We start from the raw sequence: 23,982 nt of genomic DNA, 5'->3' as shown, positions 1-23,982 counted from the left end.
TTTTAAAAATGAGAGTTTTATTTTTGTTACTCTTCGCTTCAGTCCTTTCGCTGAATGTATTAGGTCAAAGAGCTATTAGTCCGACAACAGGATGCCAACCTTTTACTGTTGAATTCGAAGCGCCTTCAACTAGTACCACCTATTATTGGGACTTTGGAGATGGTGTTCCCTCAATTGAGCAAAATCCTTCTAATTCCTATGGGAAAGCTGGGGTTTATTACGTTAAGTTTAAAGAGTCTATAAATGGGCCCGTTATAGGTGATCCTATAAAAATTACTGTTTACGACCAGCCCAAATTAAGCTATACAGTCGAGCCAGCCTTTTCTTGCCCAAATGTCGATTTAAAATTTAATAGTACATCAGTTATTGATCCTGCTATCAAAGTAAATGCGTATAGATGGGTGTTTGGCGATGGTTTTGGTGTTGAAGGTCCTACAGATTCCGCAAGGCATGCGTATAATAAAGTAGGAGCTTATAATATATTTCTTGAGTTAAAAACAGATTATCCTGCGTGTAATAAAACTTTACAATTTGCAGATCAGGTTAACATTTTAAGTGCTCCTATTGCTGCCTTCGAAACTACTCCTCCGGTACCAGTTTCTTGTGAGACTTCTTTAAATGTAGCATTTAAAAATAATTCAACAGGTGATGCTGCCTTAAAATATACCTGGGATCTAGGAAATGGAGTGAAAAGTTCTGATCTAAATGCTCCGGCACAAACCTATACTAGTGGTCAATATCATGCTACTCTTAAAACTGAATATTCTGGTGCGCCGGGATGTAATGCTACAACTGGAAAAGGTATTTCTGTTGGAAAACCCAATGCTAATATTTTAACATGGAAAGATACTATCTGTATCGGAAATCTTAGTTATGTTAAAACTGATGCAATTGGATATTATTCCTGGGAGTTTGATAATGGAACATACTTTGATAATGGCCGTACGAGTATGGACAGTATATCGATGTCTTTTTATACACCGGGAGAACATACTATAAAGCTTACTGTTAATTCACTTACAGGATTATGCAGTGATACTAAAACGATAAAAATTTATGTGGACGAACTGAAGCCGAAAATTGAATCTGCACCATCGTTTGGCTGTTCTAGCCCTATGAATATTCAATATAAAGCTGTTATAAGTAATCCCAATTTATCTTACGAATGGAATTTTACTGGTGATACTAAAACTTATAAAACAGCTACTGTAAATCATCAATACAAAAGTGGTACAGACTCGATTTATTATGGAATAAATGGTTATGAACCTAAGGTTGCTAGTCTTCTTGTAACTTCCAACTTATCCGGATGTAAAGGAGTAGCAGTTAAGACCGATACAATGTGGCTTCCAAATGCGAGGTTTATGCCAAATGTTACTAAAGGATGTGCTCCTCTCACAGTTACATTTTCTGATTCAAGTAAAACATATATTAAGAACCCTATTGTAAGTTGGAAATGGTTGTTTGATGATAATGGTGCATCAAATCTGAGAAGTGATTCAAATGATGTTTCACATACTTATTCAACGCCAGGAGTGTACAATGCCAGATTACTTGTAACTACCCAAAGTGGCTGTGTAGATACTTCATTTGCAGTGCGAATAGAGGTAGGAGAACACTTAGAATCTCTGGTAGATTTTGAATCAGATAAATCGAGTGTTTGTCAAGGGGAATCCGTTACTTTTAATGTTAAGAATGCACCATCTTATGTTGATGCCTTCCATTTTAGTACAGAGGATAACAGGATGTTCCACTGTTCTGATCTGAAGACTGCTACCTGGAGTTACAATAATGTAGTTGGTCCTCAATCTGTATCTCTGACAGTTGATTACAATGGTTGCTTTTCTGAAATTTCAAAACCTGCAATGATCAATGTAAAGGGTGCTGTTGCAAAAATTGATTATACAGCTTTTTGCAATGATCCATATGTCTATAATTTCGAATCAAAAAGCATCAATGCCAATAAGGTATCCTGGGATTTTGGTGATAAGACTGGCACAAGTGCAGGGATAACCCAGAGTTATGATTTTAAAAAATCTGGGGATTTTATTGTGAGATTGACAGCTGAGTCAGGAGATGGTTGCCAGCCTACATTCGATGAAGTTACAGTACATCCTCGTAAGGTTAAGGCAAAAATTACTCTTGAAGATTCTTTAATGTGTATAATGTCTTTGGTTGATCTAAGCGCCGTAAATTCTGAAGATGTGTATGCAGGTTGTCGGACGGGTTATACCTGGGAGTTTCCTACAATGAAGGAGGTAAGACCAGTTACAGTGAACACAAGTGTTACAGAAATGCTGACTTTGTTTAAAGGAGAGCATACGCTGAAGCTGACAGTTCAGGATATTAATGGTTGCAAGCATACGGATTCTACAAGAATAAAAATTTATGATATGTCTGTAAATGCTAAGCCAAATCGTGCACAGATATGTTTGCCAACGCAACCCGGAGCTATAAAATTTGCGGATTTATCCGTGGCAGATACAACTATTACAAAATGGGCCTGGAATTTTGGAGATGGTCTTAAAACGGAATACGATGTCTTTGCTGATTCTGTAGGTCACGATTATCGTGATAGTACGCGAACAGGTTCATACACGTATAGTCTTACTGTGACAGATATTCTTGGTTGTGAGGAAACATATTCGGCTGCTTTGCCAATATATCAGCCAGTGACTAAAATTAGTGCAGATCAAACTCTTTGTGTAGGTGAAACAGTAAAAATCTCAGCTCCGGATTTTACGACCGGAGTAGCTTCTTTAAAGTATAACTGGAATTTTGGAAATAATACAACAGGTATAGGTTCTGAGAATGATGTCATTTATAATACTGAAGGCAAGTTTTGGGTGAGGTTAAATTATGAAGAAGCTATCTCTTTATGTAAAGGTAAGGATAGTATCGAATTAAGTGTTCAGGGGTATCCGAAAGCAAAATACGTGACACCGAAAATGAATAGCTATGCTGTTATTTGTGCAGATATTAATCCAGATATTGTAAACCTTTCATATGCTTCAGATGATCAGAATTCTCCAATTGTAAGCACTGTGTGGGAAGGAAAAACAGAGAAATATGATCAGGAACCTGCTTATAACAGAGTTCCAGACTGGTCATTTCCTAAAGGGGAAAACAGCATTAAACTAACAGTTACGACTGCGAATGGTTGTTCTTCTGATACAACAGGTATATTCCATGCATGGAATGCGGATGGAAATTTTGTCAAATCAAAAGATACAGTTTGTCTTGATGACGAAGTTACTTTTCATCTTGTGGATACAACGGATGTAAAAAGATGGGAATGGACATTTGAGGGTATTCTTATAGAGAATAAAGATAATGTCAGCCATAAGTTTGTGGCTCACCCTGTAGGTCACAATGCTATTGCAAAGCTAAAACTTGAAAGCCATAGAGGTGGTTGTTTCAGGCTGTATGATCAGGAGATTTATATTCACCCTGTCATTGCAGATTTTGGGCGTGAGTCTGAGCCATTGGATACAAATATATGTTTTAACGATGGTCCGTTCCATCTATCAGACAAGTCTACAAACAGTAACTTCTTTAAATGGAATTTTGGTGATAATTCACCACAGGATTCAGTTACGAAAGCTCCTGTCCATAAATATGCTGCCCCTGGGCAATACAATGTCACTCTGACAGTTAAAAACTACAAATTTGGTTGCGTTGATACTTTGACGAAAGTAGCAGTTGTTCATCCTAACCCTAAAGTAATAGCATCAGGCGATACTATGTGTTTTGGTTCGGATAAGAAAATAGCCCTTAATGTAGCAAATCCCGTTTCTACAAGTAAATATTTATGGTCACCATCTGCCAGTTTAGATAATGCAAATATTCCTAATCCTACAGCTGATCCTAGTGAGACAACTTTATTCAAAGTTATTGAAACAGACACTGCAACTGGTTGTACAGACTTCACTGAGGTGACTGGACTTGTAGTAAAAAGTATCGGATTGCATGATTGGGATACTTTAATTGTAATAGGAGATATTGCAACACTTCCTGTATATGGTGAACCTATTTACAAATTTAAATGGACTCCGGAAAAATATTTAAGCTGTACTGACTGCTTCTACCCTAAAGCTCAGCCTTTAGAAGATATCGTTTATAATCTTGAAGTTACAGATGTATTCAACTGTTTCGTTGAGCCATATAAATATGAAATTACCGTCAAGCCTGAGACATTTGTTAAACTTCCATCGGCCTTTACTCCTAATGGAGACACTAAAAATGATAAAGTTTATGTTAAAGGTTGGGGTATAAAGAGATTGGTTGAGTATAAGGTGTTTAACAGATGGGGCCAAGAGATCTTCTCAACAGCTGACATTAATGAAGGTTGGGATGGAACATTTAAAGGTCAGAAACAGAATAGTGATCTCTATGTCTATAAAGTGAAAGTGATCACTTGGAAAGAGGAAGAGAAATATGTTGAAGGATACATTAACCTTCTTTATTAGATATTAGACTTTTTAATAAAAAGGCTGTCCGCAATTTTGGGACAGCCTTTTTTATTTTTCATATTCCTCCAAGTCTTCCCAAAATCCATAATTTTATTATTAAATTGATACCGAATGATTATTTTTATAAATTTGGTTTTATAAAATTTTAAAAATGGGCTTGAAAAGATCCTTTATTGCACTGTTAGCATTTCTACTGATTTCTTTTTCTTCTGAAGCACAGCGCAGAAGAACTATTGAATACTCGGGATTTTTTGATTCCTATTATTTCCGTGGTCCTTTGAATATTAGTATAGGTGCGGGAGTTGCCGGATACAATGGAGATCTGTGTAAGATATTTGATTGTGGTAAAATAGCTCCTGCCTTTAGTGTTGGAGCAAATTATAAACTTTGGCCAAGAGTTATGTTTGGGGCTGATTTTACTTACCTTAAAATCAAAGGGGAGGACAATATATACCCAAATAGAAATTTGTCATTCAATTTTACTGGATATGAATTTGATGTCTATGGAAGACTTTATTTCATAGATGATATCATCCGTGTTGCAAGAGACAGAACCAGAAAGCCTAAAGTGTTCAAAGCCTTTGTCTCCGCGGGTATGGGAGGACTTGGATTTACGTCTCATGCCGAACAGCTTAGTCCATATACCGATACTATATTTAGAATCAGAAGAGTTTATCCTCAATATACTGTTGTATTTCCGGTAGGTTTGGGATTATCTTTTACAATTAGCCCTCGTGTAACCATCATTACTGATTTTGTTTATAGAATAACCTTCACTGATTATATTGATGACTTCATGATAGCTAAAAATGATGGATATGGAATGGCTATGATAAAGCTTCAATATAGTCCGACAATGCCGAGAAGGCATAAATCAAAGAAAGGGCTTCCACCTCCTGAACAATATGATGGGCCGAAAGGAACCGAAACCTGGAAGAATAAAAAACCGGAAGAGAAGCCAAATAATAGTAATGATAGTTATGAGCTTCCTCCTGAAAATCAGGAACAAAATCCTGACCAACAGAACCCGGATGAAAACCAGGAACAGAATCAAGAGCAAAACCAGGAAAACAAAGAAGAAAATTCTGGCTGGTAATTAATAAAAAGGCTGTCTATCAATGGACAGCCTTTATTTTTTCTATTAATGGAAGTTTACAAATGCAATGATTTTCAATTTATTTTTGTTTGAATCAGGAAATCAATATCTGTATTTCTGCATAAAAAATGATTTTTAATCGTTTTTATAATACTAAGGAATAATTTTTGTCCAGGTTTGAAACCCGTTTGATTCATTCCGGGTATTGGCAATTTTAATATATTAATTTGTAAGAGATGAAAAGTGATATTAGCGACAAAATAAATAATGAGGATGTAATTCCTGTAAAAAAGGAAAAGCTTAATGATCAAAACGAAGAAAAAATATTTTTGGAAGGTCCGCATTCAAGAAAATGGGAGTTCTTTTTTACTCTGAAGATTCTAATGGAGTTTATCAAAGGGTTTCGTACACTACATTTTGTAGGGCCTTGTGTTACGGTTTTTGGATCAGCAAGATTTAAAGAAGATCACCCATTTTATGAGCAAGCCAGAACTGTTGGTGGTTGTTTGGCCAAAATGGGATTTACAGTGATGACAGGTGGAGGTCCGGGTATTATGGAAGCAGCTAACCGCGGTGCTAAGGAAGCTGGAGGAGAATCTATTGGGTGTAATATTATTCTTCCTATGGAGCAGCATCCTAATCCTTACCTGGATAAATGGGTAGACTTTGACTACTTTTTTGTGCGCAAAGTGCTTCTTACCAAGTATTCATATGCCTTTGTGGTAATGCCTGGTGGTCTTGGTACAATGGATGAGTTTTTTGAAGCTTTGACACTTATACAAACCCATAAAGTAAAAAAGTTCCCAGTCGTGCTTATTGGAACAGAATATCATAAACATCTGATAGCACACTTTGAATATATGGCCAAAGCCGGAACAATTCATCCTGAGGATTTAAAGCTTTTTCTTTTCACTGATTCTATTGATGAAGCAATTGCCCATCTGGAGAAATATGCTGTTGAAGGATTTGGACTGAAAAGGAGTAAAAGGATCAAATCCTGGTCTATTCTTGGAGAATAGAGAACCTGCAGTTTTTTTGTTACAACTATATTTAAAAGAATAATTGACTGCTCTAACAGAGCAGTCTTTTTTGTTTAATAGCTTTTTGGACCCTTACTTTTTGAATATGAAAAGAACATATTGGGGATTCATATATGTTTTACAGTAAGGAAAGTAAATAATATAGAGGTTTATATAACAAGAGAGGGAAATTGTGGAATGGCATTTAAAAAAATAAAATTGTCTTGCCTCGCGGATTATGCCCGGTTTATATATGAGAATTTTTTGGATTCCTTTACGGAAGCAGAAATGAAAGCTTCCAATGAAAATGAATTGCCTTTATTGAAGTTTTTTAAGGATCATACTCAGGAAGAAAAATTTAATATTACTAAAAGATACATTGTAGAATACCTTCAGAACTTCATTAACGGAACTGCTGTAGAGGGTATCATAAATTCACTTGATGAATGGAAAGAAGATAAACTTGTCTTGCCAAGAGCTGGAGTTAGTCCTTTGGATATGGCATTACTAGAGAAGGGTAGGAAAAGTATTTTGCTGGAGTTTCTTCCTTTGTACACTAAAAATTTAAAGAAAGCACTTGAGATTGTTAATGAAATAGAAAGTTTCTATTCATTCCAATCTGTAAAGGGGATAGAATACTTTTCTGATATTCAGAATGCGGAAATTCTTAAGAAAAATCAGGAATTGACGCACGCTTATGAGCAGTTAAAGGAAAGCAATGAAGAACTCAGACGTACAGAAGAATTACTGAAAGAAAGTAATGACAATCTTGAAGATATAGTAAAAGCTAGGACTGCACAGATTATTGAAAGTGAGGAAAGATATAAGGCTTTCATAAACCAAAGCTCTGAGGGAATCTGGAGGCTAGAATTAAATGGCATCGACGGTATACCTGTTGATCTACCTGTTGGTAAGCAAATTGAACTTTTGTATTCTTTCGGATATTTTGCTGAATGCAATGCGCGTATGGCGAAAATGCATGGTTATAAAGATGTCTCTGCGGTTTTGGATAAAAAGCTACAGGAGATAATGTCCTTTGCTAACTTTTCTCCCTACGGATATTTTAATTCGTTTATAGAGTCTGGTTACAATCTAACTGATGCTGAGTCCCTGGAAATTGACAATGAGGGACACATTGTTTACATCCTGAATAATATTCAGGGAATTGTTGAAAATGGTATGTTGGTCAGAGCATGGGGAACACAGAGAGATATAACTGATGAAAAGAATACAGAAGAGCGATTAAGATATGTAGTAAATAACGCTCCTATTATTATTTGGTCTCTGGATAAGACTGGCAATGTCGTCCTTGCGGAAGGCAAAACATTAATGCCTGAACTGAAAGACAATGAAAATGGTGATGGAAAAATTTCTCTTAAAGAATTGAAGTATTTACCTGAGCTATCAGCCAGTGCAATGCGAGCATTGGAAGGGGAAGCGTTTGCTAAAATAATTAAAATAGGAGATAAATCTTTTGAGGCTCATTTTAGTCCTCTCAAGGATTATATGGGAAAAGTTACAGGTGCAGTAAATGTTGCTATAGACATTACCGATCGTGTAACTATTGAGAAAAAACTTCTGGAAAGTGAAGACAGGTTGAGAATGGCCGTGAAAGCTGCTGATCTTGGTACTTGGGATATTACTGATTTAGCTGGGGAGTATGTCTGGGATGAAAGAAGCAAACGTTTCTTTGGGTTAAACAAAAACGCAAAAATTAATTACGATGTGTTTTTTAATGCCATTCATTTTAATGACAGAGGTTATGTGAAGAATGCTATTGATGCTGTCTTGAGAGAGAATGGAAGAGATGATTTAGATGTAGAATTCAGAACAATAGGATATGAAGATAAGAAAGTTAGATGGATTAGAATTAGGGGAAAGGCCTATTTTAGAAAGAAAGGAGAACCTTTCAGATTTATAGGCACAAGTCAAGATGTTACTAACAAGAAGGCACAGGAAAATGAATTAATAACACTTGCAAGCAAGCTCAGTGAGAGCCAGTATCGATTAAGTCTTATTACCAATGCTGTTCCCGCATTTATCTCATATATCTCACCTGATAAGAAATATGTTTTTGCAAACAATTACTACAAGAGGATTTTCCCTGATGGAGAAGTAATTATTGGTAAAACTATCTCTGAAGTGGTTGGCTTGGAGAATTCAGCATATTTCCATGAGCAATTTGAAAAGGCAGTAAGAGAACAGCGAAATGTTACTTTCGACTACGTGCTCAACAAAGAAGATGTTGGTATCTTCAATAAAAATATAAGGGTGACTTACATCCCAGATATTGATGAATATGGTACAGTGAGAGGAGTTGTGGCGATGGGTGTAGATATTACGGAAAGTATAAGATATGAAAGGGATCTGGAGAAAAAGAATAAAGAATTATCAAAAATAAATAATGACCTGGATAACTTTATTTATACAGCTTCTCATGATTTAAAAGCTCCTGTTACTAATATTGAAGGTCTCGTATCCTCTTTGGTTGAAACGCTTGAGGAAAGCAGTTGTAGCCTTAGTGATGAAACAAAGTTGGTGGTTTCACTCATTAAAGATTCTGTAGGAAGGTTTCAAGTGACCATTAAAGATCTATCTGAAATTGGAAAAATTCAGAAAAATTTTGTAGAAGATGTTTCATATATTAATGTTAAAGAAATTATTGAAGAGACAGAACTAAGCATAAAAAATAAAATACAAGAAGCTAATGCTGAAATTGATTTAGAAATTCATGATTGTCCTGAAATCAGTTTTTCCAGATCAAATTTCAGAAGTGTCGTATATAATCTTTTGACAAATGCTCTTAAATACAGAAGTCCTGAAAGAAGGCCTCATATTACTATAAAATGTATGGCCGATAAAGATTATAGTATTTTGGAGTTTAAGGATAATGGTCTTGGTATGAAGGAGCATTTAAAATTTAAAATTTTCCAGATGTTTAAAAGGCTACATGACCATGTTGAAGGGACAGGTGTTGGTCTGTACCTGGTAAAAAGAATTATTGATAATTCAGGAGGAAGAATTGAGGTTGATACAAAAGAAGGAGAAGGTAGTGTATTCCGAATATTTTTCAGACGTTCACACAATTTATTGTCAGTATAGTTTGAGATTTGAAAATCAAATCGGTACTTAAAGAGTTATTTTAATAATTGATGTCAGGAATATGAAAATAAGCCATCTTGATCATTTCGTTTTAACAGTTAAAGATCTGGATATTTCATCTGATTTTTACAGTGAGGTGTTAGGAATGGAGAAAATTACTTTTTCCGGAGGCAGGATTGCATTGAAATTCGGGAACCAAAAAATTAATCTTCATCTTTCCGGAAAAGAGTTTGAACCTAAAGCTCTTAAGCCATTGTCTGGGTCTGCTGATTTTTGTTTTATTTCCCCAACACCGATCGAACAAGTCGTTGAAGAGTTGCAGGAAAAGAATATCCCTGTTTTAACTGGTGTTGTAGAACGCACTGGCGCTTTGGGAAGAATCAGATCCGTTTATTTCAGAGACCCGGATGGAAACCTTATAGAGGTTTCAAATTACCTGAATCCTGTTATTCCAGAAGTAATTGTTGAAACAAATCAATAATTTATTGCCCTATAAATTTGTATGTCTTTCCATTAACTTTAACCAGGAATAATCCACAGGTAGGTTTTGCATACATCGACTGGTATGGTATTTCAATGGTACCATTCTTCGCAAAAACTTCTTGCCTATAAAAGGTCCTCCCTGTATAGTCGCATATTTCTACCGGTACAAATCCTTCATCATTGTTTTTGGTATTAATATAAAGGGATTCATTCATGGTATAAACATATCCTGCTTTACCTTCACTAATCTGGCTCGAGGGATTATCAACCGAAGATAGGATTGAACCTTCAAAATTAAGAGTAGCAATCTCAATACCATTAATTTGAGGATTCCCAACTTTGCGCTTGAATTTTACCTCAAGCATAGAAGATTCTACATACAGAAGCACGCTTTGCTTGTTGGCATTAAGTCCGCTGGTAGCATATATATCAAAGTTTTCAAGTACCGTCTGATCTCCTATCTGAACATCAAAGACTCTGGCACCTATCGCATGTCCTGGGTCTTCTGGCTTTTCTGCAAAATATAAGTTTATCCTGTACAATCCTGGAGTTATAGGGAAATCATATTCAAGTCTTGTACCCCAGTCAATTAAATATCTTTGAGGACCGAATACATCTTTCGGTGCATCCGTTTTGTTTTCCCTATTCCATTGATAAAACGTACCTGTTGTGTGGTTGGCAGTGGTATAATAGAAGTATTGACAAGGTTTGTCTTGGGTATCCTCCTGCCAATTGATTGGTGATGCCTGTAGTTCTGGTCCTCCGCAATTAATTCTGTATAGAATCCCAGGGCTTCTTGATTGGTTTATTCTTGCACTGAAAGGATGGGAGCTTAATATCTCATCACCTCCTGTATTAAATGGCCCCAGTACATTTCCTCCGAATATTCCGGAGATGTTTTCTTCCATTACAAATTTCCCATTAATGAAAACATTGTTAGAGTCATCGGTGCAAATTTGACCAATTTCATTAGTGTTAAAATCAGGTCCTGCTATCGATACCCATTTTAATAAACCCGAAGTATTATATTTTGCAAGAAAGTATGACCTGCCTTTGCCATTGGCTATTGGAATTATTTTCTGTCCATCTAAATCGGTTGGGGTGCTAAATGCAGCATAAAAGTAGACATTCTGATATTTGTCAATATGATAAGAAGCAAGAGGTACAGAGTATCCTTTATAGTCACTTTGTGGAATCTTGCCCCATTTGAAATTCCCGTCAGAATCAATTTTTAATATGAATACATTTTCCTGTTCTATTTCCCCTGTTTTGGTTTTGATAGAAAGCGTTTCACCGAATGTAAATCCTCCGGAAAGGCTTCCTCTTGCATAAAGATTACCGATACTATCTGTCTTTAGCTGGAGTAAAGAAATAAAACCGGGATAGTCATTCATGGCTTTCCCATATTTCTTCCAGACAAGAATTCCGTCTTTGTTGTATTTTGAAAAGAATGGAGTGAGATAAAAATCCTCGGTGGCTGCTATATATGAATTTCCGTCCTTTCCCACAGCTAGTTGCCAAGTGCTATGTGCAGTGGTTCTTACCTTCCAGGCGGTGTCCCCGCTAGGTCTTATTTTTAAAAGATAAATACTGTCAATAATTTCAGAATCTTTATCCAGCTTTACAATTTTGTAAAAATTGCCATCGCCATCTTTATTGAAGTTAAATTCTTGTGAACATTGTAATGCATCGTTTTCTCCGACCTGGTCAAAGATTTGCCCTCTTACCTGGGAAAGAAATAGCAGGAATACAATAACAAGCCCTAGTGCCCTTTTATTCATAGGTTTATTAAGTATTAATATAAATATATATAGATATTTCCAGTATTGAATCAATCTTATCGATTCCAATGATCTCTGCCTGTCAACGCAGAGAAAACACATTTACTAAAATTAGGAAAAATATTGGACTGTCCCCTGTCCTTGTATAATTTGTGTGTATACGTGAATTTACTTCAATTAGGCTGAATTATAATATGGTTATTGGATTTTTCGATGAAGTTAGGATAATTAAGGGCTGGCTTTAATTTTTAAATGGATAGTAAACCTGGAGCGGAAAAGGATTAATAAACTGGTGGAGGTCCTGGCAGGATGGCGAGGCGGTCCGCAATTCTCTCAGGTTCCAACCAGTTTAATTCAATGAGTCGCCCATTATGTTATTCTGATTGAGGAAGGTATATGAATGAAATAAAATATCCTGATATATAATTAAGATATTTTTGCAACGGCAAATCTGAAGATAATACAAGATAATTATTTACTGTCTCAAATAAAAGCTTGTGATTAATTTATTCTGATAGCTCTATAAACCATTAGTTTAATTTCTTATCAAGAAAAAGAGCCTTTCCCATAACCGGATCAAGTTCATATGAGGCAAAGCCAAAAGCGTTGTATAGACGTCGGGCTTTGTTATTGCCTTCAAGCACTTCCAGTGTAAGCTTGCAATATTTTTTTTCTCTTGAATATTTTTCAATTTGATTAAGCATGGCACTGGCAATACCTTTATTTCTGAAGTTCTCTCTAACTACAAAATCATGGATATTGAGAAGTGGCGCAGCATTAAAAGTTGAAAAGCTTACAAAACAGTTTGCAAGACCAACAGGCTGACCGTCCAAATAAGCAATCAGAACATAGGAATCTTTGACATTTGGCAATTGCATTCTAAGTTGTTCTTTCCTTTCTACCGGTAATGTTGCTCCTCCTCCCATTATATCTTTAGCATATTCATTCAAAAGCAGCCAGAAATCTTCAAATTGATCGCTGTCAGAAAGATCAGCATGTAAGAGATGTAAATTATCTATCATAGATTTGTATGGTTAAATATTAACAAATCTATCGGTTGCTTTGCTAATCTCAAAGGTTATTTCAAGTCTTCGCTAAAGTCTTTTTTTACTTTATTGATTTTAGGCAAGGAAACGTTTTTTATATAGGCTTCATCGGGATGTTGCTGCACATAATTCTGATGGTAAGGCTCAGCTTCATAAAACTTAGTTAATGGGGCAATTTGTGTGATAATTTTTTGATTATACTTTGTTTTATTAAGGTATTTGATTTTCTCTTCTGCCTGTTTTTTCTGTGAGAGGTTTGAATAAAAAATTTCAGAACGGTATTGGGGCCCTATGTCAGGTCCCTGGCGATTAAGCTCTGTGGGATCATGGGCTGTAAAGAAGATGTCGAGCAACTTGTCGTAAGATATTATTGAAGGATCATAATAGACCTGTACCGATTCAGCATGCCCTGTTTTTCCCGTTTCGATTTTTTCATAAGTGGCATCAGACCTATTACCTCCGCAATATCCTGAAACCACATTTTGCACACCTTTGATTTGTTCAAATGCCGCTTCAGTCGCCCAAAAGCAACCTCCAGCAAAGGTAGCTGTATCTGTTTTTGCTTCATGTATAGGTTTAGTGGTTTTTAAATTGCTATATCTGAAGAAGCTTAATAACGCTAGGATTGTGATAGATGTATATATCGTTACTTTCATTTTATATATTGGAAAAGCCTGATTTTGATCCGTCTGTTTTACAAACCAAACTTATAATCTAATCTGAATGAAAAGAATGAATAATCCACACTATAAAGATCTGTCTGTTCTTTGATGTCTGCGCTTTGTTGCCAGCGCAAAGTTTGTAGTTTGTTGACCCAGGCAAGCAGATCATAACCATAGAATGCTATAAGTATATTTTTACCAGGTCGAATATTTATCCCGACATCCCATTTAATCATCAATCGATCTTCAATCCCGAGAAAGGGAAACTTATTATTGAATGCATAATCCTTAGAGTAATCATTCAGGTTGGGGTTATTGACCTTAGTGGTGTCAAATTGATGAACATCTTTCCTGCCTGTAAGCCCCCAAAATATTCTGAAATCCGTATGAATGCTTATCCATGAAGCAGCTTTGTAATTCAGGTAAAGCTTGGTAATATTGGTATTGAGATTGAGAAAATTTTTCCCGTCTACAGTTATTTGGTCTCTTACAGCATTAATAGCGTTTTGCTTCACTGAGTCAGTTCCCGGATTGGCCTGGCTTTCTATTGGTTTTGGAACGTACTGATATAGCTTTCCGTCAGTAGTGACGGAGTCAAAACCCTCAAATACTGCCAGATCAAAATATTTGTACTGCTCCATTACATTGGTTCTGACAACCCGGGAATATACATGGTTTGCTCCAATTGAAACTTTATTTGTTTTATATGCAAAGTCCAGCTCAAGGTTCACAAAATGGTAATACCCTGCATTCACAATTCTGAATAATTTCTGATTCCATAAAAGAAGATCCCGGACAGTATTGTAAGACACCGAAGGTTTAATGTTGATTCTATCATCTCCTAATGTATGCATAGAGGTTATTTCAAAGGACGCGGAACGTTCCGGTTTTAGCTTATGCAGCTCTTCAATAGATACAGGAGGAATGATTGGTGTGCCAGGTGTAGGACGCATAAAGGGCCTTTCATAATGATAGGTTGTGTAAGGTTGTCCATAATCATTGAAGCTGTTTCGGTTAAACTCATAATTATCCGCACTGCCATTATTGGCAGAAGTCTGATAAATGACCTTTATTACATTTTGCTTATCAGGTTTTAAAATTAGGGCAACTTTGGGTGTTAATACACCTCCAATAAAAGCGGTTCTCGTGTGGATGTCATACCTTAAACCTGCAAGAACATCGACTTTTTCAGTAAGATTATATTTGCCTTCTGAAAAAATTGCATTGTTAATGTAAACAACATTGGACACAACCGGATGGCTTTTTATCTCATAACGACTGTTTCTGCCAGACATATCCTTTCCTATATCAAATAATCGAAATTCATATCCCGTTGCCCATTGCAGCCTTGGAACGTTTTTCATAAGATAAAGACCGCCGAGACTATACCTTCTTTCACCAAAAGTTTCCAGAATTGAAACATGCCTTTCTGAAGGAGCCAATGATGTATAGCCTTTGAGTTCTTCCAGTTGAATTCTATCTGTATTTAGATCAAGGCCTCCATAAAGCGTTACAGTATTGTCATGTTTGGTTGGGATAGTGTATGTGAGCTGATTGGTTACGTTGTTTACTACATATTGTCTTCTGTTTACATTTCCTGGTTCGATATTCCCATACCAACCATTTATATTCTCAAACTTTCCATCAACTATTCTATCCGGAGCAAGGGAGTCTATTCCTATAAAATCAGGCCATGGATCAACTATAAAGAACCCGGAAGCGTTCGTAACTTGATGTGTATATCGACTGTAGAACCGAAATCTTTTGTAGTTAAAATCAACACTGAATCTGGCGTTGCCAGGAGTAGACCATGGACTTCCTGAGGCTGGTACCCCATCGGGAGGCGGATTGTCAAGGAACTGAGGATAGGGGAAACTGGGTCTTCCATATAGTCGTGCTCTTTCTTGCCCGATTCCATCACTCACTCTATAGCCACCTGATATAACTATGGATGCATCTTTTTTGCCTAATAAGGATTTGCCTAGCCATGCCTCATATTGGTGAAAGTAAGTGTCTCCGCTCCAGGTTCCCTGAGTTGTGGAAGCTATGAATTCATCGCGCTTATATTTTCTGGTTACCATGTTTATGATTCCCGATATTGCGCCTGAACCATAAATAAGTCCGGATGGGCCTCTGATCACTTCCACTCTCTCAATGTCTCCGAGCATTCCAAGATCCAGTTCCATGTTGGCACCATCCCGTGCTTCTGTATTCATCTTCCGTCCGTTTATAAGGAATATGAACTTTGAATTTCTGTCTGCTGCAACACCTCTCATTCCCCATATTATTCCATACCATTTACTATACATATACTGAAATCCCGGAACATATACTTCAAGTAACTCACTAAGGTGTCGGGCTCCTGAAAGTTCTATTTCCTCCCTGGATATTATGGAAAGACTGAATGCTGAGTTTCTCATGTCAAGTTCAAGAAAGGATCCTGATGCAACCTTGGTATCCATCAATTCATCCAGGGAAAGATTCCATAGATTCTTATTGGTAGTGCTGGTATCATTAAATACCGGTTCTCGTTTTTTTGATTTTTGTTTTCTGTCTGCAGATTTTTTTTCTGACGAAGACTGTAAAGTATCTTTTGAAGAAGGTTTTTGAGCAATTAAATCTGATGTCTGAATAAAGAATAGTATTAAGACAAATTTTATAAGACAATACAGGTTCTTTGCTGCCATTGAAGGTCAAATTATAATGGAACTTAACCTTGTTAATATGAATTTGTTATGCCTTGGGAAATGATAGTTAAGTATAATGTAAAGAATGATAAAGTAATACAAAACATTAACATTGAAACCCTGTTTTACCCTGAAGTTCAGATTGGTGAGTTTGTATAATTAAGAATATGTAGCATGCCGGAAAGTTTTAACCGGGAATCAATTTTAAATGATAAACGATCAGTCATCGCTTAGTTGTGAAATGCCGACAGATGAAAAACGGACTCCTAAATTTTTAATGATTCAGTTGGTGCTGGCGGTGTTCTGTTGCTCCGGGTTTATTATAAATGTTCACCATGAAAGATGGATGAAAAGTTACAATGAAGTTAGTGATATAGTTCAAGAAGGAGAATACTCTTTAAAGGCTGCATTCATATATCGTTTTACAGAGTATGTGGAGTGGGAGGGAATGCCAAAGGACGAAGATTTTAAAATCGCAATTCTGGGCGATACTCCTCTTACTGCTAATCTCATTGATATAGCTGAAAATGCGGAAGTTGGCAATAGAAAGATTGATGTGGAAGAATATGATAACCTGAATGAAATTGATGGATGTCAGATATTGTTTGTATCGAGGGAGAGCTCGGTACCTTTGCAAACAATATTACACAAATTTAATGGCAAGGAAACTCTTATTGTTACAGAAAGAGATGGTTACGGAGAAAGGGGTTCATGTATAAATTTTTTTCTTTCGGAAAGTAAAATAAGGTTTGAAGTAAATCTGGAGGCTGTGGAAAAGGCCGGACTAGCAGTGAGTTCACAATTATTGCAACATGCTGTTGTGATAGGTAAGTAAAGGAAAGAAAATATGGCTTTTCATTTGCCAAAAATTAGAGATTTATCCATAAGAAACAAACTGATTTTTCTTCAGTTTTTTACTTGTCTTATTGTACTTGCTCTATGCTGTGCTGCATTTGTAATTGCTGATGTCAGAGAATATAAAGAAAATAAGGTAAATAGCCTCAATTCAATGGCACAGTTAATAGCCTCAAGTAGTATTTCTGCCCTTGAGTTTATTGATAACGAAGCTGCCAATTCAATTCTGTCAGACCTTGTAGTTGTTAATGATGTTTTGAACGCTCAGATTCTTGATAAAGACAATAAGGTGTTTGCCTCGTATTCCCAAAAAGGTGTCAAAGAAATAAACTTTACTCCTGATGGTAATCCCTCAGTTGAGTTTGTGGAAGGTTATCTGTATATCTATCATGAAATTCAACGGGACAATGGAGAGAGGATAGGAATGGTTTGTATCAGGGCTGAATTAGCTCAGCTCGATGCTGTAGTAAAAAGAAAAATTCAGATAGCTGCAATCTTAATGGGGATTGGAATGTTGCTGGCATATCTTATAGCTTTGTTTTTACAAAAGTATATATCATCTCCGCTTCTAAGACTAGTTTCAGTAATGGATAAAGTAAGCAAGGAAGGAAGCTATGGAAACCATGCCCATGTAGAAGGCAAAGATGAAATTGGTACTTTGTCTCTGGTATTTAACGAAATGCTTAGTCAGATAGAAAGAAGAGATAAAGAGCTGTTGGAAAATAATTATCTTTTAAATTCAATTCTTAATAGCATGGGAGATGGAGTGCTGGTAGTTGACAACGACCTTAACTTTATGCTATGGAATCCCGCCTTTGAAAAAAAACATGGCGGACTACTTGTTGCTCATCCCAAAGTTGCTCTTGGCACAAACTATAAGATGTTTTTGCCTGGAGAAACTATACCTCTTAGTTACTATAATTCACCTTTTTATAAAGCAGTGCAAGGTGAAGAGTTTAATAATCAGGAATTGCTGCTAAAGACGGGTGAAAATGTAATTACATATATAAGCATTACGGCAAGACCATTAAGGGACAGGAATAATATAGTAATTGGAGCGGTTACAGTTGTTAGAGATATTACACAACGTAAACAGATACAGTTGGACCTTGATACAGCAAGACAACAGTTGCAGGATATGATCGATTATTCTTCCGCTTGTATTTTTGCAAAAGATTTAGAAGGCAGGTATATATTCGTCAATAAAAATTTTGAACAGGTATATAAAATTGAAAAGGAAAGGGTAATAGGAAATACAGATTTTGATTTTCTTTCGAGAGAAGAGGCTTTGCCCCTGCATGAGCACGACGAGGAAGTCTTCAGAGTTGGACGAGATGTTTCTTTTGAAGAAGAACTTTTGAGAGGAGGAAACCCTCAAACTTTTATTAGTATTAAATATCCACTAAAAGATAATGAAGGGAAAATATACGGACTTTGTGGTATAGCAACAGAGATCTCCGACCGAAAGGCTATGGAAGAGGCAGACAAAATGCGAGTGACTCAGATGATAAAGTTTCAGGAGACGCTTCTGAATCTTACGAGCATGGAAATTGACCTCCCTTTGGATGAAAAGCTTAAAGCTATCCTAGTTAAATGCGCAGAAGTTATTGATGTTGAAAGGTGCGGTATATGGTTTTTTACTAAAGATAAAGAAGAGATTTATCCTAAGATTATTTATCGTAAAAGTGAGAATGATACTGTAAGTGGCAAGCCAATTAAAAAGTCTCCCAATTCCATTTACTTTAAAGCGTTAGAGAATTTTCACACCATAGACGCTCACGACGCCCTCACGGATCCTAGAACTGCCGAACTTGCAGAAATTTATTTTAAACCTTTGGGCATTACTTCTACACTCGATGTAGCAATAAGACTTGGTGGTAAGATCTCAGGAATGTTATGTTTTGAACATATTGGAGATAAAAGAAATTGGTCTTATGAAGTTCAGGTCTTTTCTTCTTCAATAGCCGGAATTGTTGCTTTGGCAATAGAAAACTTTGAAAGGCTAAAAGCAGAAAAAGAGCTGCATGAATTGAATGATGAATTGGCGCACGCAAAAAATGCTGCTGAGCAATCAAATGCAGCTAAGGATGTCTTTCTTGCCAGTATGAGCCATGAAATCAGAACGCCCTTAAATGCTATAATTGGTTTTCAGCAATTGCTCAAGGAAACTGACCTTAGTGATGAGCAAAAGGAAATTGTTACCTCTATTGATTTTGCTGGCCGTAACTTATTGGTAATTATTAATGATATCCTTGACCTTTCAAAAATAGAAGCAGGTAAGGTTGAATTTATTGAAAGTGAAATCAACGTTGCTGCAATCATCCGCTCGGTCATTGAACTGTTTGAACAGAAAGTAAAGGAGAAAAATCTTAAAATAATATTTTATCATGACCCCACCATTCCCACTGGATTACTAGGAGATGGAGCTCGTTTAAGTCAGATTTTACTTAACCTGATTGGTAATGCAGTAAAGTTTACTGAAAAGGGAGAGATAAAGGTAATAACGCATTTACTTGATGTGAAAGGAGATTATTTCAATTGTCTGTTTGAAGTAGAGGATACTGGAATTGGGATTCCAAAAGATAAGCTTGCCAGAATATTTGAACGCTTCACTCAGGCAGAAGCCGATACAACCAGAAGATATGGCGGAACTGGGCTTGGTCTAACTATTTCCCGTCACCTGATAGAGCTGCAAGGGGGATCTCTTATGGTAAAAAGCGAACCTGGAAAAGGGTCTGTGTTTTCTTTCAAATTGAAGTTCAAAAAATCTATAGATTCCAAAGGAGTTGGTATCGCAGCTCCAGAAAGCGGAATGAAGAATTTATCTCAGGATATAAAGCCCTTGAAAATATTACTTGCTGAAGATACAGTTCTGAATCAGAATTTAATATTGAAGGTTTTCCAGAAAACCGCACATTCCGTGGATATTGCCAATAATGGCATTGAAGCTGTAGAGAAAGTAAAGCTTAATAAGTACGATATCATATTGATGGATGTCCAAATGCCCTTAATGGATGGATGTCAGGCAACTGAAGAAATAAGAAGATTGAAGGATCCGGTTAAGAGCAAAATTCCGATTGTAGCGCTTACTGCTGTTGTTTCCAAGTCTGAAGAGGAACGGTACCGAAAGAAAGGGATGGATGCATATATTACCAAACCATTTGATAAAGAAAATTTATTGCAAACTATTTACAGACTTATCGATTCTTATAATATTGATTCTAATTCTAAGGCGTTTATGGATACTAGTTCAAACTTATTCAGCTTAAGCTTTCTTGAGGAAACTTCAGAAGGAGATACAGAATTTATCATTAAAATGGTAAATCTTATATTGGAAGAAGCGCCTGATAAGCTCAGGAGTCTAAAAGATGCTATCCAGGCCAAAGATTATGCAGCAATCAAAACTAATGCGCATAAGCTAAAGAACATAATAATTCCTGTTCAGATGGAAAGAGCTAAAGAGCTGACAACTGCTATCGAAGAAAATAGCCGCAATGCCGGTAATATGCAGATCATAGTGTCTCATTTTGCAGAGTTGAATGAAATAATTACAAGTGTTTTAGAGCCTCTGCGTAATCGGATAGAGGAGTTGAAACATAGCTCCTGACACTTTTTAGTATTATGCTTTAGGATCTAAATTAGATAATTTTGGACTTTAATAATTTTTTTCTATTTTAATGCCCTGTCAAAAAAATACGGGCATGTCACAGTTTAAAAGGAAATTGAATAATTTTGCAGTATTCTCACTTGCTATACTATTTGCAGAACTGATTCAGGCAGTTGCGCATAATTATATTGACCATTGGAAAGAAGGCCATGGTAAATATGTTTCTGTACTTCTTTCAATGATTCTTGCAATAGCGGTATTTTATCCCGTATTTCATTTTCTGGATAAGTATATCCAGTCGGCATCCAAAAATTATATCAAGAGTTCGAAGAAAGCAAGTGGAGGAGGAACTTCAGGACTATTGCTTGGTTATTCTCTGGCAATGTTTTTTATGTTTATAGCATTTGCCCAGCTTTGGTATCATAAGGATGTCATTGCAGACTTGGGTCATTGGCTTAAAGGGTTTATTTAATAGAATATTATGGAAATAGAAATTTTTACCCTCTGCGATCATGCACAGGATTTTAATGGTAAGTTAGTAATAGTTGGAACCTTTGATAGCATAAGTTCTGCCACATATCCGTTTACTCATGCTGCTTGCTCTCTGGCCGGAAGGTTAAGGTTTAGTGAAAAAGAATCCGGTGTACATGACTTTAAAATAAAGCTGATCGATGATGATGGGATTGAATTATATCCGTCTATTGAAGGGAATATTGATGTATCTAAAAGCGTAGCAAATTATTCAACAATAAACTTTGCCATAAATCTCGGGAACCTGGAATTTAAAAAAGCAGGAAGGTATGCTATTGAACTTTACATTGATAACGAATGGCAGAAAGGTCTTCCAATAAATGTTATTAAACAGTAAATAGATCACCACGCTTGGATATCTAATTTAAAATGTTTTTCCAAAAGTGGTGATCATATTTGATTTTTAGAACCTGTTAAGATTTTAAATAATTTAAAATCTCATTATGAATTGCAGGATTGGAGACCACAATGCTGTCTCCTTTGACAGGATCTCCACCATAGTAATCAGTAATTGTTCCTCCAGCTCCTTTGATTACAGGAATCAATGCCATGATATCCCACTTAGACATTTTGGGGTCTATCATAATATCAGCAAATCCTGTAGCAACAAGAAAATATCCATAAGCATCTCCCCACGTTCTGTATAGCTTACATGCTTTGGCTAAATTGTCAAACCCTTTGGGCTCCCTGTATTTTTCAGGTCCAAGAGGATCTGTGGTAAGTAATGTGGCTTCACTCAGTGAACTGCAAGGTCTCAGGGTTACTTTTGTTCCATTATGATAGGCAGAGGTTCCGTCTCCTAATACAAGATCGTCCAGAATAGGATTGTGAATGGCTCCGAAAACAGGCTCATCATCTTTCATTAATGCGATTAACGTGCAAAACAGAGGAGCTCCGTGGATAAAGCTTTTTGTACCATCGATGGGATCGATTACCCAATAATATGGAGAAGTGCCTTTTATTTCACCAAATTCTTCTCCGAAAACCCCATGCCCTGGAAATTTTCTTAATACTTCATTTCTGAAAAGTTCTTCAATTTCCCTGTCTGCGATTGTAACAGGAGACAAGTCCTCTTTGCTCAAAACATCCAGGCGGGTGCGAAAATATTTCCTCGCAATCATTCTGCTTTGCCCGGTAAATCTTATTACAAAGTCCCTGAAAGTAGGAAAGTCCATAGTTTTTTCAATTTATTTGTTCAATTAACTCAATTAATTATTTGCCGTTGAAAAATCCTGTTATCATTATAATCAATCGTTTTCTATCAACTCCAATGCTTTGATTTAGATCAACAAATTTTTTCGATTAATCCCAGTTAAAGGTAAATACAAATTCATTTTTGCCAAATAAAATCTTTGAAGTCTTTGTTAAATAAAGGATAAACTAGGTCTTCTCTATTTTGTCTTTTTTTCATGTTATCAAAAAGGTTGCCTCAAACAATTTTGTGAACTTTTGATTTTTAGGTGAATAGACATTCAAGAAATATGGAAAGCACTTACCTGCCTGTTATTAATAAAGCTGTTTCACGCATTGGATTAGGAACCTGGGCTATGGGAGGATGGATGTGGGGTGGCTCAATTGAACAGGAATCTATAGATACTATAGTGAAGGCGGTAGATTTAGGGGTAAACCTCATTGATACTGCTCCAGTATATGGGTTTGGCTTTTCGGAAGAGGTGGTTGGTAAGGCACTTAAAAAAATAAATAACAGAAGTGAAATCGTTATTTCTACCAAGTGCGGCCTGGAATGGAAAGAAGGAAAAGTTTTCAGAAATGCATCCAGAGAAAGGATAAACAAGGAAGTTGGAGATTCATTGAAACGACTTCGGACAGATTATATTGACATTTATTATGTTCATTGGCCAGATTCTCTGGTGTCACTTGAAGAAACAGGGGAGGCTATGTATGATCTTTTTAAAAGCGGAAAGATTCTATCCGTTGGAGTAAGTAATTTTAACACTGACCAAATGCTGGAATTTGGCAGTCATTCGCCGATTCATTTTTCACAACCCCCTTATAATATTTTTGAAAGGGATATAGAAAAAGAAGAGCTGCCTTATTGCCTTGAAAACAATATTTTCCTTATGACTTATGGAGCTATCTGTAGAGGTCTGCTTTCCGGAAAACTAAATATCAAGTCTGCATTTAAGGGCGACGATCTTAGAAAGGCGGATCCAAAATTCAGAGAACCTAGATTTCGCCAGTATTTGGATGCAGTAACAAAATTAAACCAGTTTGCGGAAGAGTGTTACGGGAAAACCGCTGCGGAGCTGGCGATAAAATGGATACTTCAGAATGGTGTTTCAATAGCTCTTCTTGGAGCGAGAACTCCCGACCAATTAAGCATTTATAAAAACATCTCCGGATGGAAAATTACCAGTGAGGATTTTAAAAGGATCGATGGTATAATCAAAGAAACTGTAAAGGATCCTGTTGGACCTGAATTTATGGCTCCTCCTATCAGAAAGGAGAGAGAAGTGAGGAAATAATGTGTATAAGTTTATTTTATAGTAAATATGCAACCTCTTTAAATTAAATAAGTGTAATTCATTGTTTATGAATTGATTTTTTCCAATTTTACATACCTGTAAGCCGAAGAGTTATTAAACAAATTATTTTTTATCTGGGTTAAATTATAAAAAAC

The 23,982-nt window shown here is 36.3% G+C and carries 15 protein-coding genes; 10 read left to right on the top strand and 5 right to left on the bottom strand.

Annotated features, from left to right (window positions below):
• Positions 1 to 8: 8 nt before the first annotated feature.
• The 5 genes from K350_RS0104145 (at position 9) to K350_RS27340 (ending at position 10,170) form a co-directional block, all read left to right on the top strand.
• Positions 9 to 4,469: a PKD domain-containing protein gene (locus K350_RS0104145; RefSeq protein WP_051312858.1), complete on the top strand. Its 4,461-nt coding sequence runs from the start codon at positions 9 to 11 to the stop codon at positions 4,467 to 4,469.
• A gap of 154 nt (positions 4,470 to 4,623) precedes the next feature.
• On the top strand, positions 4,624 to 5,568 hold the full coding sequence (locus K350_RS27350) for a hypothetical protein (protein ID WP_051312857.1): 945 nt from the start codon (positions 4,624 to 4,626) through the stop codon (positions 5,566 to 5,568).
• Between the two features lie 236 nt (positions 5,569 to 5,804).
• The gene (locus tag K350_RS0104130; protein ID WP_081670888.1) at positions 5,805 to 6,587 is read left to right on the top strand and encodes an LOG family protein; all 783 of its coding nucleotides are present in this window, start codon (positions 5,805 to 5,807) and stop codon (positions 6,585 to 6,587) included.
• Between the two features lie 288 nt (positions 6,588 to 6,875).
• On the top strand, positions 6,876 to 9,689 hold the full coding sequence (locus K350_RS30760; RefSeq protein ID WP_211236711.1) for a PAS domain-containing sensor histidine kinase: 2,814 nt from the start codon (positions 6,876 to 6,878) through the stop codon (positions 9,687 to 9,689).
• A 61-nt stretch (positions 9,690 to 9,750) separates the two neighbouring features.
• Complete coding sequence (locus K350_RS27340; protein WP_051312855.1) at positions 9,751 to 10,170, top strand: VOC family protein; 420 nt, start codon at positions 9,751 to 9,753, stop codon at positions 10,168 to 10,170.
• A gap of 1 nt (position 10,171) precedes the next feature.
• Here the strand turns inward: K350_RS27340 and K350_RS0104115 are convergent, their stop codons facing one another.
• From K350_RS0104115 to K350_RS0104100, 4 genes are all read right to left on the bottom strand, one after another.
• A complete protein-coding gene (locus K350_RS0104115) occupies positions 10,172 to 11,953 on the bottom strand; it encodes a malectin domain-containing carbohydrate-binding protein (protein ID WP_028978814.1) in 1,782 nt (593 codons plus the stop codon).
• A gap of 530 nt (positions 11,954 to 12,483) precedes the next feature.
• Entirely contained in the window at positions 12,484 to 12,975 is a 492-nt protein-coding gene (locus K350_RS0104110; RefSeq protein ID WP_028978813.1) for a GNAT family N-acetyltransferase, read from the bottom strand.
• A 56-nt stretch (positions 12,976 to 13,031) separates the two neighbouring features.
• Positions 13,032 to 13,655, bottom strand: coding sequence for a peptide-methionine (S)-S-oxide reductase MsrA (gene msrA / locus K350_RS0104105; protein ID WP_028978812.1), 624 nt, complete (start codon positions 13,653 to 13,655; stop codon positions 13,032 to 13,034).
• 38 nt (positions 13,656 to 13,693) lie between these two features.
• A complete protein-coding gene (locus tag K350_RS0104100; RefSeq protein ID WP_028978811.1) occupies positions 13,694 to 16,348 on the bottom strand; it encodes a TonB-dependent receptor plug domain-containing protein in 2,655 nt (884 codons plus the stop codon).
• 208 nt (positions 16,349 to 16,556) lie between these two features.
• On the opposite strand from K350_RS0104100, the gene K350_RS0104090 reads away from it, so the two are divergent.
• The 4 genes from K350_RS0104090 to K350_RS30750 all read left to right on the top strand — a co-directional run bounded on the left by K350_RS0104090 (position 16,557) and on the right by K350_RS30750 (position 21,678).
• On the top strand, positions 16,557 to 17,183 hold the full coding sequence (locus K350_RS0104090) for a TOL_0243 family YfiR-like periplasmic protein (protein WP_081670886.1): 627 nt from the start codon (positions 16,557 to 16,559) through the stop codon (positions 17,181 to 17,183).
• Between the two features lie 12 nt (positions 17,184 to 17,195).
• A complete protein-coding gene (locus K350_RS30755) occupies positions 17,196 to 20,810 on the top strand; it encodes a PAS domain-containing protein (protein ID WP_051312854.1) in 3,615 nt (1,204 codons plus the stop codon).
• 94 nt (positions 20,811 to 20,904) lie between these two features.
• On the top strand, positions 20,905 to 21,282 hold the full coding sequence (locus K350_RS0104080) for a hypothetical protein (RefSeq protein WP_028978809.1): 378 nt from the start codon (positions 20,905 to 20,907) through the stop codon (positions 21,280 to 21,282).
• Positions 21,283 to 21,291: 9 nt separating this feature from the next.
• Positions 21,292 to 21,678 (top strand): DUF6941 family protein, encoded by a 387-nt coding sequence (locus K350_RS30750; protein WP_051312853.1) that lies wholly within the window; start codon positions 21,292 to 21,294, stop codon positions 21,676 to 21,678.
• Between the two features lie 76 nt (positions 21,679 to 21,754).
• Here the strand turns inward: K350_RS30750 and K350_RS0104070 are convergent, their stop codons facing one another.
• Complete coding sequence (locus tag K350_RS0104070; protein ID WP_037573923.1) at positions 21,755 to 22,516, bottom strand: inositol monophosphatase family protein; 762 nt, start codon at positions 22,514 to 22,516, stop codon at positions 21,755 to 21,757.
• Positions 22,517 to 22,822: 306 nt separating this feature from the next.
• Here K350_RS0104070 and K350_RS0104065 point away from each other — a divergent pair, with 306 nt between their 5' ends.
• Positions 22,823 to 23,827: an aldo/keto reductase gene (locus K350_RS0104065; protein ID WP_028978807.1), complete on the top strand. Its 1,005-nt coding sequence runs from the start codon at positions 22,823 to 22,825 to the stop codon at positions 23,825 to 23,827.
• Positions 23,828 to 23,982: the final 155 nt, after the last annotated feature.

The sequence above is a fragment of the Sporocytophaga myxococcoides DSM 11118 genome, assembly GCF_000426725.1.
Taxonomy (GTDB): domain Bacteria; phylum Bacteroidota; class Bacteroidia; order Cytophagales; family Cytophagaceae; genus Sporocytophaga; species Sporocytophaga myxococcoides.
This window is presented reverse-complemented; position numbering and strand designations above follow the sequence as displayed.